Source organism: Thiohalobacter sp. COW1 (assembly GCF_016629505.1).
Taxonomy (GTDB): Bacteria; Pseudomonadota; Gammaproteobacteria; order Thiohalobacterales; family Thiohalobacteraceae; genus Thiohalobacter; species Thiohalobacter thiocyanaticus_A.
The window spans coordinates 2,539,911-2,555,155 of record NZ_AP024239.1 but is presented as its reverse complement, the minus strand read 5'-3'; the positions used below and the strand labels follow the sequence as shown (position 1 = coordinate 2,555,155).

Sequence of the window (15,245 nt, the reverse complement as noted above, 5' to 3'; positions counted from 1 at the left end):
AGCGGTCATTGTAACCGCTCCGGACGCCGGGGAGGACCGCAGGCGGGCAGCCGCAGGGTCAGATGACCGGCTCGGCCTGCTTCACCGGGCTGCTGCTGCCTTCATGACGGCGCTCCTTCTCCAGCTTCTTGCGGATGCGCTGGCGCTTGAGGCCGGAGAGGTAATCCACGAACAGCTTGCCGTCCAGGTGGTCGATCTCGTGCTGGATGCATACCGCCAGCAGGCCCTCGGCCTCCAGTTCAAAGGACTGGCCGTCGCGGTCCAGGGCGCGTACCTTGACCCGGTCGGCGCGCTGGACGGTTTCGTAGATGCCGGGCACGGACAGGCAGCCCTCCTGCATCTCCTCGGTGCCGGAGGTCTCGAGGATTTCGGGGTTGATGAATACCCGGGGCTCATTGCCCTCCTCGCTGATGTCGATGACCAGCACCCGCCTGGCGACATTGACCTGGGTGGCGGCCAGACCGATGCCCGGGGCGGCATACATTGTCTCGAACATGTCGTCCACCAGACGGCGGATTTCGTCGTCAACCACGGCCACCGGCTCGGCCCGGTTGCGCAGCCGGGGGTCGGGAAAATGCAGGATTTCGAGTCTGCTCATGTGAGTCCTGTCACAAATGCCTTTTAAGCACTTGGATATATTGCTAAAGTAAGTCGCTGCCTACGGCGATAATATAAGGAATCCTGCGCCGGTTTTCCACACCAGGCAAATCAGGGTTTTGCACGGCAGGCCGAACTGTGATGGACAGGGGGGCTGCTGCCGGGGAGGGGCCGGGCATGCTGCGCCGGATCCCCATGCCCCAGAACGAATAAAAGGGACGCCTATGTTCAAACGACTGCTCGGAATCCTGCTCGCCTCCACCACCCTGATGGCCGGTGCGGACGAGATCGCCCTCAACCCGCAGCACCCGGAGCGCTATGTCGTGGTCAAGGGGGATACCCTGTGGGACATCTCGGAGACCTTCCTGCGCGACCCCTGGCTGTGGCCGGAGGTCTGGTACGTCAATCCCCAGATCGAGAATCCGCACCTGATCTACCCCGGGGACGTCATCAGCCTGGTCTATATCGACGGCAAGCCGCAGCTGCGGGTCCAGCGCGGGCACCGCACGGTCAAGCTCTCGCCCGAGGTGCGCGCCACCCCGCTGGATCAGGCCATCCCGACCATTCCCATCGACGCCATTCACCAGTTCCTGACCAAGCCGCTGGTGCTGGACGCCGATGCGCTGGAGAGCGCGGGCTACGTGCTGGATACGGCCGACGAGCACATCGTCACCGGGGCCGGCGACCGGGTCTATGCCCGCGGTACCACGACCGAGTATGAGCGCTACAATGTGTTCGAACCGCAGCAGGCCTACATCGATCCCGATACCGGCGAACTGCTGGGCCACCGGGCGCTGTATGTCGGCGAGGCGGTGATCGAGCGCCACGGCGACCCGGCGACCCTGGAACTGGTCGAGACCACGCGCGAGGTCAGCCTGGGTGACCGGCTGCTGCCGGTGCGGGAGGAGGAGGTGCGCACCCACTTCCTGCCCGGGGCCCCGGAAAACGAGATCGAGGGCAAGATCATCGCGGTGGTCGACGGCGTGACCCAGATCGGCCAGTATCAGGTCGTGGTGATCAACCGCGGCCAGCGCGAAGGCCTGGAGGCCGGCGATGTGCTGAAGATCCAGCAGGCCGGCGCCCTGATCCGCGACCGTTTCGGCAAGGACAGGGAACAGGTTCAGCTGCCGAACGAGGATGCCGGCATCCTGCTGGTATTCCGCACCTTCGACAAGCTCAGCTACGGCCTGGTGATGGAGGCGACCCGCGCCATCCACCTGATGGACATCGTCACCAACCCCTGAGCCGTCACGGCAGACCCCCGATGCGGCCCGGCGCTTGCCGGGCCGTTTCCTTTTCAGGGAGGATGACTGCATGGATGCAGACCGCCTGCGCGACTGGCTGACGCTGTGGCACAGCCCCGGCCTCGGCGCGCATACCTTCAATCAGCTGATCGAGACCACCGACGGCCGGCCCGAACAGGCCCTGCGGGATCCGCCGGCATGGCTCAAGGCGGACCTGCGCGCGGCCCTGCGCCGGCCGGATCGGTCGGGGGTGGAGCGGGACCTCACCTGGCGCGAATCCGATCCGGGCAACCATATCATTACCCGCGCGGACGCGGCCTATCCGCAGTTGCTGGCCGCCATCCCGGACCCGCCGCCGCTGCTCTATGTGCACGGCGACCCCGCGCGTCTCAATGACCCCCAGCTGGCCCTGGTCGGCAGCCGCAACCCCACCCGCCCCGGGCGGGACAACGCCTTCGAGTTCGCCCGCTACCTGGCCGCGGCCGGGCTGACCCTGACCAGCGGCCTGGCGCTGGGGGTGGACGCTGCCGGCCACCAGGGGGCGCTGAAGGCCGACGGCTATACCCTGGCCGTGATGGGGACGGGACTGGACCGGGTCTATCCGGCCCGTCACCGCGACCTGGCCCATGCCATCGTGGCGGCGGGCGGGGCGCTGGTCTCGGAGCTGCCTGTCGGCAGCCCGCCGCGGGCCGAGCACTTTCCGCGCCGCAATCGCATCATCAGCGGGTTGAGCCTGGGTGTGCTGGTGGTCGAGGCCGCGCTGCGTTCGGGCTCGCTGATCACCGCCCGCGCGGCCCTGGAGCAGGGCCGCGAGGTGTTCGCCATCCCCGGTTCCATCCATAACCCGCTTGCCCGCGGTTGCCATGCCCTGATCCGCCAGGGCGCCAAACTGGTGGAGACCGGTGGCGATGTGCTCGAGGAACTGCATGCCCTGGCCAGCATTGCGTTGTCGCAGCCGGATCCCCCGGCGCCGGCCACGGCCGCCGCCGGTGCTGTCCGGCCGTCGCCGGAGCAGCGTAAGTTGCTGGAACAGATGGGTTATGAACCCGTCACAGTGGATCAACTGGTTACAGCCAGTGGATTGACGCCGGAGGCGGTTTCCTCCATGCTCCTGATCCTGGAATTGGAGGGGCGGGTGGCCAGCCAGGCCGGCGGCGCCTATCTCCGGCTCAATGACGAGGTCTGAAATGAAGGAAAGCATGTTCGACGTGCTGATGTACCTGTTTGAAAACTATTACATGGACGACGATCCCGAATGGCATCCCGACCGTGAATCCCTGCATGTCGAACTGATCGAGGCCGGTTTCACCCCCGGCGAGATCAACAAGGCCTTCGAGTGGCTGGACGGTCTGGCCCAGTACCGCGATGTCAGTCTGCCCAACCCGCAGCCCCGGCGGGCGCTGCGCGTGTACACCGATGCCGAGTGCCAGCGCCTGGATCTGGAGTGCCGCGGCTTCATCCTGTTTCTGGAGCAGATGGACATCCTCACCCCCGCCAGCCGCGAACTGATCATCGACCGGGTGATGGCGCTGGATGCCGAGGAAGTGGATATCGACCAGCTCAAGTGGATCATCCTCATGGTGCTGTTCAACCAGCCGGGCGAAGAGGCCGCCTACGCCTGGATGGAAGACCTGGTGTTTGACGAATACGCCGGAAAGCTGCATTGATATAAACAGCGGTCCGGTCCCGCCCGCCATGCGACCCCTGTTCCGCGCCCGTCGGATACACTGACCGGGACCGGTACGGCACGTCGCCATCGAATCCATCACTACAGGTTCACGAACGTCGTATGGGTAAGCATCTGGTGATCGTGGAATCGCCCGCCAAGGCGAAGACGATCAAGAAATATCTCGGTAAGGACTACGAAGTCATGGCCTCCTACGGTCATGTGCGCGATCTCGTGCCCAAGGGCGGTGCGGTCGATCCCGAGCACGACTTCGCCATGAAGTACGACATCATCGATCGCAATTCCAAGCACGTCGACGCCATCGCCAAGGCCATGAACAAGGCCGACGATCTGATCCTGGCCACTGACCCGGACCGCGAGGGCGAGGCCATCTCCTGGCATCTGTACGAACTGCTCAAGAACAAGAAGGCGGTCAAGGACAAGCCGGTGCACCGGGTCGTGTTTCACGAGATCACCAAGCGCGCCATCCAGGAGGCCATCGAGCATCCCCGCGGCCTGTCCATGGACCTGGTCAATGCCCAGCAGGCGCGCCGGGCGCTGGATTACCTGGTGGGCTTCAACCTCTCGCCGCTGCTGTGGAAGAAGGTGCGCCGGGGACTGTCGGCGGGCCGGGTGCAGAGTCCGGCCCTGCGGCTGATCGTCGAGCGCGAGGAGGAGATCGAGAAGTTCAGGCCGCGCGAATACTGGACGGTGGAGGCCGACCTGGAAAAGGACGACCAGGCCTTCGTCGCCAAACTCAATGTGCTGCACGGCAAGAAGCTCGGCCAGTTCACGCTGAACAATGAGGACAAGGCCCGCAAGGTCGAGCAGGAGTTGATCGAGGCCGCCGGCGGCGAACTGACCGTCGGCAAGGTCGAGAAGAAGCAGCGCAAGCGCAATCCGGCCGCGCCCTTCATCACCTCCACCCTGCAGCAGGAGGCCTCGCGCAAGCTGGGCTTCACCGCCAGCCGTACCATGCGCGTGGCCCAGCAGCTGTATGAAGGCATCGACATCGGCGAGGGCGCAGTCGGTCTCATCACCTACATGCGTACCGACTCCGTGACGCTGGCCAACGAAGCCCTCGACGAGATCCGCGAACTGATCAGTCAGCGCTACGGTGCGGACAACCTGCCCGATGCGCCGCGTACCTTCAAGACCAAAGCCAAGAACGCCCAGGAGGCGCACGAGGCCATCCGTCCGACCTCGGCCATGCGGGTGCCGGAGGAGATCAAGTCGCATCTCAGCCAGGAGCAGTTCAGGCTCTATGATCTGATCTGGAAGCGCACCGTTGCCTGTCAGATGATTCATGCCACTATCGACACCGTCGGCGTGGACTTCCCCTGCGGCGAGGGCAACGTGCTGCGCGCCACCGGCTCGACCATCGCCATCCCCGGCTTCATCAGCGTCTACCAGGAGAGTCAGGACGACGCCAAGGCCGAGTCCGACGAGAACATGCTGCCGCGGCTGGAGGAGGGCGACGTGGTCAGTCTGGTCAAACTGCGCCCCGAGCAGCACTTCACCGAACCGCCGCCACGCTACACCGAGGCCAGTCTGGTCAAGACGCTGGAGGAACACGGCATCGGCCGGCCCTCGACCTATGCCTCCATCATCTCCACCCTGCAGCAGCGCGAGTACGTCACCCTGGAGAAGAAGCGTTTCCAGCCCACCGACGTGGGCCGTGTGGTGAGTCGGTTCCTCACCCAGCATTTCGACCAGTACGTGGACTACGATTTCACCGCCAAGCTCGAGGACGACCTTGACGAGATCGCCCGCGGCGAGCGCGAGTGGGTCCCGCTGCTGCACCAGTTCTGGGATCCCTTCCAACAGCGTATCAAGACCAAGGAGGAAGGCGTCTCCCGCAAGGAGGTCACCACCGAGGAACTGGATGAGGAATGCCCCAAGTGCGGCCAGCCGCTGCAGATCAAGCTGGGCCGGCGCGGGCGCTTCATCGGCTGCAGCGGTTATCCCGATTGCGATTACACCCGCAATGTCGGTGAGGACAAGGAAGACGCCGAGCCCGAATATATCGAGGGCCGCAGCTGTCCCGAATGCGACTCGCCGCTCATCATCCGCACCGGCCGCTATGGCAAATTCATCGGCTGCTCGGGCTACCCCGACTGCAAGTACATCGAGCCGTTGGAAAAGCCCGAGGACACCGGCGTGACCTGCCCGGAGTGCAAGCAGGGCAGCATGCTCAAGCGCAAGGCGCGCTCCGGCAAGATCTTCTATTCCTGCTCGCGATACCCCGACTGCAAGTACGCTGTCTGGAACGAACCCGTTGACGAGCCCTGCCCCGACTGCGGTTGGCCCATGCTCACCCTCAAGACCACCAAGCGCCGCGGCACCGAGAAGGTCTGCCCGCAGAAGGAATGCAAGTTCAGCGAACCGGTGGAGACGGAGGAGTCAGCGGACGGGGAGTAGGTCTGTTTCGCGTTGGCGCTGTCAACGCAGAGGGCGCAGAGGCGCGGAGACGCAGAGAATGATTAATGCGTGTAGGTTGGGTTAGGTGCATGGCACCGTAACCCAACATGCCGGCCACTGTCGGGTTACGCTGCGCTAACCCGACCTACCTTCCTGTCCCGCATTTATTATGAATTTTCTTTGCGCCTCCGCGCCCTCTGCGTTGATCCCGCCTCAGCCCGATCACCCCGCCTTCAGGCTCATCTGCCCCGCCAGGCCCGGCTCGCCGAACAGGTAGCCCTGCAGCAGGTCGCAGCCCATGTCGCGCAGCATGCCGGCCTGCGCCTCGGTCTCCACTCCCACGGCCACCACCCGTTTGCCCAGCTTGTGGGCGATGTCGATCATGCCGGCGGCCAGCACCCGGGCCTCGGGCAGGGTCTGCAGCTTGGCGATGAAGCGGCGGCTGAGCTTGATCTCGTCGTAGGGGAACCTGATCAGGGCGGGGATGGATGAGTAGCCGGCACCGAACTCGTCAATGGCCAGCTGCACCCCCAGGGATTTCAGTTTCTGCAGCGGCCTGCGCGCCGCACGGGCGTGTTCGACCAGGCACTGTTCCGGGATCTCCAGTTTCAGGGCACCGGCCGGCAGACCTTCGATGGCGGCCTCGACCTGGCCGACCAGATCGGCGTCGAGCAACTGCACCGGGGCCAGGTTGACCGCCACGACGACGGTCGACGACGACAGCCGGTTCCACAGCCGGGCCTGGCGACAGGCCTCGCGCAGGATCCAGTCCCCGATCAGCACGATCAGGCCGGTGTCCTCGGCGAAGGGCAGGAACTCGCCCGGCTGGACGATCCTGTCCTCGGCCTTGTCATACCAGCGCACCAGTGCCTCGAAACCGGCCAGCCGGCGCTGCTTTGCATCCATCAGGGTCTGGAAGTGCAGCCGGAACTCATCCTCCTGCCAGGCCCGGTACAGACGGGTGTACATGTAATGCAGGCGGTGGTTTTCGTGCAGCATGCGGGAGGGTCTCGCTCGGGGTTGGGGAACGGGGCGTACTTTCAGATGATCGGACACGGAGCGGAATTATTGAGCAGTTCGGGCCGGGTCGGACGCCGGGTTGTTCAAAACCGCTGAGGCGTTGAAGGCGCCGCCGCTGGCTAGCCGTACACCACCCCCGGCAGCCAGGTGGCGATGGCCGGCCAGGCGGCGAGCAGGCCCAGCATCAGCAGCTGGATCAGGATGAAGGGCGCCACGCCCCGGTAGATCTGGCCGGTTTTCACCTCGGCCGGGGCCACGCCGCGCAGGTAGAACAGGGCGAAGCCGAACGGCGGGGTGAGGAAGGAGGTCTGCAGGTTGATGGCGATCATCACCCCCAGCCAGACCGGATCCAGGCCCATGGCCAGCAGGATGGGGCCGACGATGGGCACCACCACGAAGGTGATCTCGATGAAGTCCAGCACGAAGCCGAGCAGGAACATCACCAGCATCACCACCAGCACCGCGCCGAAGACGCCGCCGGGCAGGCCGGTGAGCAGCTCAGCGACCAGTTCGTCGCCGCCGTAGCCGCGGAATACCAGCGAAAATACCGAGGCCCCGATCAGGATCAGGAACACCATGCTGGTCACCTGCGTGGTGCTGCGGGCCACGTCGCGCAGGATGGCGAGGCTGAACTGGCGTTGGGAAATGGCGAGCAGGATGGCGCCCATTGCGCCGACCGAGGCGGCCTCGGTGGGGGTGGCCAGGCCGCCCATGATCGAGCCCAGCACGGCGACGATCAGCACCAGCGGCGGCAGCAGGGCGCTGCTCATGCGCCGGATCACGCCCGGTCCGCGCAGGGCGGCGACCTCGGCGGCATCCATCGCCGGCATGCTGGCCGGTTTCAGCCAGGCGACCAGCAGGAGATAGATCAGGTACAGCCCGACCAGGATCAGGCCCGGGATCAGGGCGCCGGTGAACAGATCGCCCACCGAGACCGTTTCCGGGGCAAAGATGCCCATGTCCAGCTGGGCCTGCTGGTAGGCGGAGGACAGCACATCGCCCAGCAGGACCAGAATGATCGAGGGCGGGATGATCTGGCCCAGGGTGCCGGCCGCGCAGATGGTGCCGCTGGCGAGCGCCGGGCTGTAACCGCGGCGCAGCATGGTGGGCAGGGACAGCAGGCCCATGGTGACCACGGTCGCGCCGACAATGCCGGTGCTGGCCGCCAGCAGCATGCCGACCAGGGTGACCGAGATGCCCAGTCCCCCGCGCAGCGATCCGAACAGGGCAGACATGGTATCGAGCAGGTTCTCGGCGACCTTTGACCGTTCCAGCATCACCCCCATGAACACGAACAGCGGCACCGCGATCAGGGTCTCGTTGGTCATGATGCCGAACAGCCGGTTGGGCAGGGCGGCGAGAAAGGCGGGGTCGAACAGGCCGGCGGCTTCGCCGATGAAGGCGAAGATCAGCGCGGTGCCGGCCAGGGTGAAGGCCACGGGGTAGCCCAGCAGCAGTACCAGCGCCACGGTGAGGAACATCCACAGCGGCATCCATTCGGCCAGGTGTTCGATCACCGGTGCCGCTCCATCGGCCCGGGTCCGGCAGATACGCCCAGGATCGTGGCCAGACGCAGCAGCAGCATGGCCAGGCCCTGGATCAGCAGCAGGGCGGGCATGGCCAGCAGCGCGCTCTTGAGCAGGTAGACCGCCGGCAGGCCGCCGGTCTGCAGAGAGCCTTCGCGCATGGCCCAGCTGTCGGCGACATAGTCCCAGCCGGTCCACAGCAGATACAGGGTGACGGGCAGCAGCAGCACCAGGGTGCCGAGAAGATCCACCCAGGCGCGGGTGCGGGGAGAGAAGCGGCGATAGAAGATATCCACCCGGACGTGGCCTTCATGGCGCAGGGTGTAGGCGGCGCCGAGCATGAACACGGCGGCGTGCATCCAGGTCACGCTTTCCTGGATCCAGATGCGGCCGAAGTCGAAGGCGTAGCGCATCACCACCACGGCGAACATGACCAGCACCATCGCAACGGTCAGCCAGGCCACCAGCCGGCCGACGGCCTCGGCGAGGGTTTCCAGGGCGCGTGCGCCGGTTTCGAGGGGATGGGCCATGATGGCCGGGATTATACGGGTTTTTATGGGGTTAGGGGGAGTGTTCGGGGCGCTGCCGGTACGGGTAGGATGGGTGGAGCGAAGCGCAACCCATCATGGATAACGATGCTCCGATGGGTTGCGGCGCATACGCCTTCACCCATCCTGCGGTTCAGTCACGGTGCTGTCCCGGGCTCACCAGCTGAAGATGATCCAGCTCGGCACCAGCAGGTGCGGGTCGAGCTCGTTGCGACGGGTCTCCAGCGAGCCGTCGCCGTCGCTGTCCATCAGGTAGTAGGGCACGCCCTTGCGCGGCGTGACCTTGATCATGTAGAGCTGATTGTTGATCCGGTATTCCTCCACCGTGCGGTCCTGGCGGCGGATGATGGTGACCTCGGGCTCGATCGCTTCCTGGTCCTGGGGGCCGGCGGTGGGCAGATCGGGTTCGGGCAGCCCGGGCGGAGCGATCTCCTCGCTCTGCGGCTGGCCGTGGGCGGTGATGCTGAACAGGAGGGCGCTGGTGAGCAGTGCGGTGCGTCGCATGGCGGTTCCTTGAATCCGATGAAGCGTTCGAACTGGTGGCGGATCAGAGTTCCAGCAGGATCTCGCGTTCCTGCGCAGAGGGTTCGAAGCCGCGGTTTTCATAATAGTCGAAAATAGCATTCACGACTTCGTCCGGGCTGTCCAGCACCTGAAACAGGTCCAGGTCCTCGGGCGAGATGGTGCCGGAAGTGACCAGGGTGGTGCGGAACCACTCGATCAGCCCGTCCCAGAACTCGTGGCAGACCAGGATGATAGGGATGCGCCGGGTCTTGCCGGTCTGGACCAGGGTCAGGATCTCGGCCAGCTCGTCCAGGGTGCCGAAGCCGCCGGGCAGTACCACGTAGGCCGAGGCGTATTTGACGAACATGACCTTGCGCGAGAAGAAATGGCGGAAGTTGAGCGCGATGTCCTGGTAGGGATTGCCGGCCTGCTCGTGCGGCAACTGGATGTTCAGGCCGATGCTGGGCGAACGGCCGGCCTGGGCGCCCTTGTTGGCGGCCTCCATGATGCCCGGACCGCCGCCGCTGACCACCGAGAAGCCGGCGTCGGACAGGGCGCGGGCGATGTCCTCGGCCAGTTTGTATTCGCCGCTCTCGGGATCGGTGCGGGCGGAGCCGAAGATGCTCACCGAGGGCTTGATGCGCGCCAGGCGCTCGAAACCCTCGACGAATTCGGCCATGATCTGGAAGATCTTCCAGGACTCCCGCGTCAGCTGGGTGTCGTTGAGGGGGCGCATGCCCGGGTGCTGGTGGCGTGTCTGGTCGTCCATAGTTTTCTGTCTACCGAGATTCCATGATAGTTGTCCACCCGACAGGTAATCTGCCTTCCGGGTGGTAGGGGGATGATACCATTAAGATGTCTCTTATTTATTCAGTTGACCGTCATTGCGAGCACCCGAAGGGCAAAAACGCAGCGCGGCAATCTCGTGCCAATGAATCAAGTGGTTGGAGATTGCCACGGCGCTTTGCGCCTCGCAATGACGGGGTTACACAATCCATGCCGGATTCGGCGATATCAGTTCTACAAGGATAGGTTTACATGCCCAGTACCAAGCCGGTCGTCCTGGTGGACGGCTCCTCCTATCTCTACCGGGCCTTCCACGCCCTGCCGCCGCTGACCAATTCCCGCGGCGAGCCCACCGGGGCGGTCTATGGTGTGGTCAACATGCTCAAGCGCCTGCTCAAAGACTATCAGCCCGAGCACGTGGCGGTGGTGTTCGATGCCAGAGGCAAAACCTTCCGCGATGAGATGTTCGAGCACTACAAGGCCAACCGCCCGCCCATGCCGGAGGAACTGGCCGCCCAGATCGAGCCGCTGCACGCCCTCGTCCGGGCGCTGGGCTTTCCGGTGCTGCAGGTCCCGGGCGTGGAGGCGGACGATGTCATCGGCACCCTGGCCCGGCAGGCCGACGCCCGCGGCGAGCCGGTGCTGATCTCCACCGGCGACAAGGACATGGCCCAACTCGTCGAAGGCGGCATCACCCTGGTCAACACCATGAGCAACACCACCCTGGACCGCGCCGGCGTGGTTGAGAAGTTCGGCGTGCCGCCGGAGCGCATCGTCGACTACCTGGCCCTGGTCGGCGACAGTTCGGACAACATCCCCGGGGTGCCGAAGGTCGGCCCCAAGACCGCGGCCAAGTGGTTGAACGAGTACGGCTCGTTGGATGCGCTGATCGAGCAGGCCGAATCGGTCAAGGGCAAGGTCGGCGAGAGCCTGCGTGAGAACCTGGCGCAGCTGGATCTGTCGCGTCAGCTCGCCACCATCCGCTGTGACCTGGAGCTGAAGCAGGACGTCGACGCCCTGGCCATGCAGCCGCCGGACCGCGCGGCGCTCAAGGCACTCTACGAGCAGATGGAGTTCCGCACCTGGCTGAAGGAGATCCTGGGCAGCGATGAACCGGCGCAAGCCTCGGCGGCGACCGCGCCGCCCGCCGCCGAGGTCGACTACGAGACCGTGCTGACGCAGACGCAGCTCGATGCCTGGCTGAAGGAACTGGAGCAGGCCGACCATTTCGCCTTCGATACCGAGACCACCAGCCTGGAATACATGCAGGCCGAAATCGTCGGCCTGTCCTTCGCCGTGGAGACGCACCGGGCCGCCTATGTGCCTCTGGCCCACGACTATGCCGGCGCGCCGGAACAGCTCGACCGCGACCGGGTGCTCAAGCAGTTCAAGAAATTGTTGGAGGACAAGGCACCGAAGAAGATCGGTCACAACCTCAAGTACGACATGAGCGTGCTGGCCAATCACGGCATCGAGCTCAGGGGCATCGCCTTCGACACCATGCTGGAATCCTATGTCCTGGACTCGACCGCCAGTCGCCATGACATGGACTCCCTGGCGCTGAAATACCTGGCGCATAAATGCACCGGCTACGAGGAGGTCGCCGGCAAGGGGGCGAAGCAGCTCAGCTTCAACGAGGTCCCGGTCGAGACCGCCGCGCCCTATGCCGCCGAGGATGCCGACATCACCCTGCGCCTGCATCAGACCCTGTGGCCGCGGCTGCAGCAGGAGAGGGCGCTGGTGAGCGTGTTCAGTGATATCGATCTGCCGCTGGTACCGGTGCTGTCGCGGATGGAACGCAATGGCGTGAAGGTCGACCGCGACATGCTGGCGACCCAGAGCGGGGAACTGGCGCACAAGATGGCCGAAATCGAGGAGGCCGCGTTCGAGGAAGCCGGCCAGCCCTTCAACATCGGCTCGCCCAAGCAGATTCAGGAGATCCTGTTCGATCAGCAGGGTCTGCCGGTCCTGGCCAAGACGCCCAAGGGCGCACCCTCCACCGCGGAAAGCGTGCTGGCCGAGCTGGCGCTGGACTATCGCCTGCCGCGGCTGATCCTGGACTACCGCAGCCTGAGCAAGCTCAAGTCCACCTACACCGACAAGCTGCCCGAACGCATCGATGCCCGCACCGGGCGGGTGCACACCTCCTATCATCAGGCGGTGGCCGCCACTGGCCGGTTGTCCTCCACCGAGCCCAATCTGCAGAACATCCCGGTGCGCACCGAGTCCGGCCGGCGCATCCGCCAGGCCTTCATTGCCGAGCAGGGCTATCGCATCCTGGCCGCGGACTACTCCCAGATCGAGCTGCGCATCATGGCGCATCTGTCCGGCGACGAGGGGCTGCTCGCGGCCTTCGCCGCCGGCGAGGACATCCACCGCGCCACCGCGGCCGAGGTGTTCGGCGCGCAGCCGGACCAGGTCACGAGCGAGCAGCGCCGCAGCGCCAAGGCGATCAACTTCGGCCTGATCTACGGCATGTCGGCCTTCGGCCTGGCGAAACAGCTGGGCATCGAGCGTGGCGCGGCGCAGGAATACGTGGATCTGTACTTCACCCGCTATCCGGGTGTGAAGGCGTACATGGACCGCACCCGCGAGCAGGCCCATGACCAGGGTTATGTGGAGACCCTGTTCGGCCGGCGCCTGTACCTGCCCGAGATCAACGCCCGCAACCACCAGCGCCGCACCGCGGCCGAACGCACCGCCATCAATGCCCCCATGCAGGGGACGGCCGCCGACATCATCAAGCTGGCCATGATCAGCACCGACGCCTGGATCCGCAGCGGCGGGCTGGACCTGCGCATGGTGATGCAGGTCCACGACGAGCTGGTGTTCGAGGTGGCGGCAGGCGATGTCGAGGCGGCGCAGGCGGCCATCCGCGAGCGCATGCAGACCGCGGCCGAGCTGGCCATTCCGCTGGAGGTCGAGGTGGGGGTCGGTGCCAACTGGGACGAGGCCCACTGACAGCGGGCGGGCGCCCGAAACCCATCAATCATGCAGGGTAATCGCATGCGCCGGCATGGGAACTTTCCCGTTCATACCCGCATCCAACAGTCAGGACAGATGGTTCAGGACGTCCGCTCTCCCTCCCTGGAGCGGGCCACTCCTCCACCCGGTACCCCATCCGGGTGACACCTTGCCCCGGCCGACTTCCCCCTTGCAGCCGGGGCGTTTTTTTGCCCGCTCCATCAGGATTCAAGAGCGCCACGGAATACACGGAAAACACGGACAAGAAATAAAGCGGGAGTATTGGATCCAGTCTATTTGCATGTGTACCCAAGCCATATTCATGGCAGCCAACAGGATTTCTCTTATGTATTACCCACTGCGTCATTCCCGCGAAGGCGGGAATCCAGGTGTTTCAGGGAGATAGATGCCCGTCGGAGCCTGTGCCGGCCGGTACGGGCATAACGAATAAATCAAAGTCTTAAACACATTTCCGTGGTTTCCGTGTATTCCGTGGCGCTCTTTTATCTTTCCAGCCAGGCGTCGAGCACGGCCCAGACCTCCTCCAGCCCCTCCTTCTTCAGGGCCGAGAACAGCTGCACCGTGGCCGGCAGCCCCTCGGCCTCGAGTTGGCGGCGGACCTGCAGCAGGGCGGTCTTCGCCGCACCCCGCTTGAGCTTGTCGGCCTTGGTCAGCAGGACGTGCACCGCCAGCCCGGCCGCCCGCGCCCACTCCAGCAGCTGGTGGTCGTAATCGGTCAGCGGGTGGCGGATATCCATGAGCAGGATCAGTCCGGCCAGCGAACGGCGCTGCTCCAGGTAGGCGGCCAGGCTCTGCTGCCAGCGGGCCCGGGTCGCGCCCCCCACCTTGGCGTAGCCGTAGCCGGGCAGGTCGACCAGCCGGGCGGCGTCGTTGACCTGGAAGAAATTCAGCAGCTGGGTGCGCCCCGGGGTCTTGCTGGTCCGGGCCAGCGCCTTCTGGCCGGTGATGGCGTTCAGCGCGCTGGACTTGCCGGCATTGGAGCGGCCGGCAAAGGCCACCTCGCGGCCGCGATCGGGCGGGGCCTGGCGCGGCTCGGCGGCGCTGACCTGAAACCGGGTCTGGGTGTAGGGGTTGTGCATGGGGGCATTTTCCCCGGAATTCCGGGCGCTGTCATGTCCTGGTGACAGGCCGGTCAGGTTGAATTGGGCGGCGGGCGCTGGTATAAATGGCGCTCCGTTTTTGGCCGCATTTCCCGCACGATGCCCGCCGGCATCCTGAATTTCCAAGGCCTTGAGGCACAGGAGTTCCGTTTCCATGAACAAGCCGTTTGTTTTCGCAGCCCTTTTGTCCGTTTCCGCCGCGATGGCCGCGCCGGGCGCGCTGGCCGCGGGTGATGCCAGCGCCGGCAAGGAAAAGTCCAGCACCTGCGTTGCCTGTCACGGCGCCGACGGCAACAGTGCCAATCCGGAATGGCCCAAGCTGGCCGGACAGCATCCCGACTACCTGGTCAAGCAACTCAAGGAATTCAAGGCGGGCGAACGCGAGAACCAGACCATGGCCCCGATGGCCGCGCCGCTGTCCGAGCAGGACATGCAGGACCTGGCCGCCTACTATGCCGCGCAGCAGATCCAGTATGGCGAGGCCGATCCCGACCTGGTGGAACTGGGCGAGCAGATCTACCGCGGCGGCAACAAGGCCAGCGGCGTGTCGGCCTGCATGGCCTGTCACGGCCCGGCCGGCAAGGGCAATCCGGCGGCCAATTTCCCGGCCCTGGCCGGGCAGCATGCCACCTATACCGGGATCCAGCTCAAGGCCTTCCGCAGCAGTGCGCGTGCCAACGACTACGGCAGCATGATGCGCAATGTCGCCGCGCGCATGACCGATGCCGAAATCAAGGCCGTGGCCTCCTACATCCAGGGGCTGCGCTGATCGCGTCCCGGGAACTTTCCTGCAATCGATATGACTGAACAAGGGGTGGCCATGGGCCGCCCCTTGTCGTTTTCCCGGT

13 protein-coding genes are annotated in these 15,245 nt (G+C 65.2%); 6 read left to right on the top strand and 7 right to left on the bottom strand.

Annotated elements, in window-relative coordinates; all coding sequences use genetic code 11:
• Positions 1–58 precede the first annotated feature (58 nt).
• Positions 59–598, bottom strand: coding sequence for a peptide deformylase (gene def / locus COW1_RS12015; protein ID WP_096364129.1), 540 nt, complete (start codon positions 596–598; stop codon positions 59–61).
• Between the two features lie 223 nt (positions 599–821).
• Here def and COW1_RS12010 point away from each other — a divergent pair, with 223 nt between their 5' ends.
• From COW1_RS12010 to topA, 4 genes are all read left to right on the top strand, one after another.
• Complete coding sequence (locus COW1_RS12010) at positions 822–1,841, top strand: LysM peptidoglycan-binding domain-containing protein (protein WP_242466430.1); 1,020 nt, start codon at positions 822–824, stop codon at positions 1,839–1,841.
• A 70-nt stretch (positions 1,842–1,911) separates the two neighbouring features.
• Entirely contained in the window at positions 1,912–3,027 is a 1,116-nt protein-coding gene (gene dprA / locus COW1_RS12005) for a DNA-processing protein DprA (protein ID WP_201344337.1), read from the top strand.
• A 1-nt stretch (position 3,028) separates the two neighbouring features.
• Entirely contained in the window at positions 3,029–3,508 is a 480-nt protein-coding gene (locus COW1_RS12000) for a DUF494 family protein (protein WP_096364135.1), read from the top strand.
• 122 nt (positions 3,509–3,630) lie between these two features.
• Positions 3,631–5,928 carry a type I DNA topoisomerase gene (topA, locus tag COW1_RS11995; protein WP_201344336.1) on the top strand — a complete coding sequence of 766 codons (2,298 nt, stop codon included), beginning with the start codon at positions 3,631–3,633 and terminating at the stop codon, positions 5,926–5,928.
• A gap of 222 nt (positions 5,929–6,150) precedes the next feature.
• Here topA and COW1_RS11990 read toward each other — a convergent pair whose 3' ends face one another.
• The 5 genes from COW1_RS11990 to COW1_RS11970 form a co-directional block, all read right to left on the bottom strand.
• On the bottom strand, positions 6,151–6,927 hold the full coding sequence (locus COW1_RS11990) for an EAL domain-containing protein (RefSeq protein WP_096364139.1): 777 nt from the start codon (positions 6,925–6,927) through the stop codon (positions 6,151–6,153).
• Positions 6,928–7,067: 140 nt separating this feature from the next.
• Positions 7,068–8,453, bottom strand: coding sequence for a TRAP transporter large permease subunit (locus tag COW1_RS11985; RefSeq protein ID WP_370590907.1), 1,386 nt, complete (start codon positions 8,451–8,453; stop codon positions 7,068–7,070).
• An 8-nt stretch (positions 8,454–8,461) separates the two neighbouring features.
• The gene (locus COW1_RS11980; protein ID WP_096364141.1) at positions 8,462–9,004 is read right to left on the bottom strand and encodes a TRAP transporter small permease subunit; all 543 of its coding nucleotides are present in this window, start codon (positions 9,002–9,004) and stop codon (positions 8,462–8,464) included.
• 174 nt (positions 9,005–9,178) lie between these two features.
• Entirely contained in the window at positions 9,179–9,526 is a 348-nt protein-coding gene (locus tag COW1_RS11975; protein ID WP_096364143.1) for a DUF2782 domain-containing protein, read from the bottom strand.
• 43 nt (positions 9,527–9,569) lie between these two features.
• Entirely contained in the window at positions 9,570–10,295 is a 726-nt protein-coding gene (locus COW1_RS11970) for a TIGR00730 family Rossman fold protein (RefSeq protein ID WP_096364145.1), read from the bottom strand.
• Positions 10,296–10,564: 269 nt separating this feature from the next.
• On the opposite strand from COW1_RS11970, the gene polA reads away from it, so the two are divergent.
• On the top strand, positions 10,565–13,273 hold the full coding sequence (gene polA / locus COW1_RS11965; protein ID WP_201344335.1) for a DNA polymerase I: 2,709 nt from the start codon (positions 10,565–10,567) through the stop codon (positions 13,271–13,273).
• 506 nt (positions 13,274–13,779) lie between these two features.
• On the opposite strand, the gene yihA is transcribed toward polA, so the two are convergent.
• Positions 13,780–14,376: a ribosome biogenesis GTP-binding protein YihA/YsxC gene (gene yihA / locus COW1_RS11960; protein WP_096364149.1), complete on the bottom strand. Its 597-nt coding sequence runs from the start codon at positions 14,374–14,376 to the stop codon at positions 13,780–13,782.
• A gap of 175 nt (positions 14,377–14,551) precedes the next feature.
• Between yihA and COW1_RS11955 the strand changes: the two genes are divergently transcribed.
• Positions 14,552–15,166: a cytochrome c gene (locus COW1_RS11955; protein WP_201344334.1), complete on the top strand. Its 615-nt coding sequence runs from the start codon at positions 14,552–14,554 to the stop codon at positions 15,164–15,166.
• Positions 15,167–15,245 lie beyond the last annotated feature (79 nt).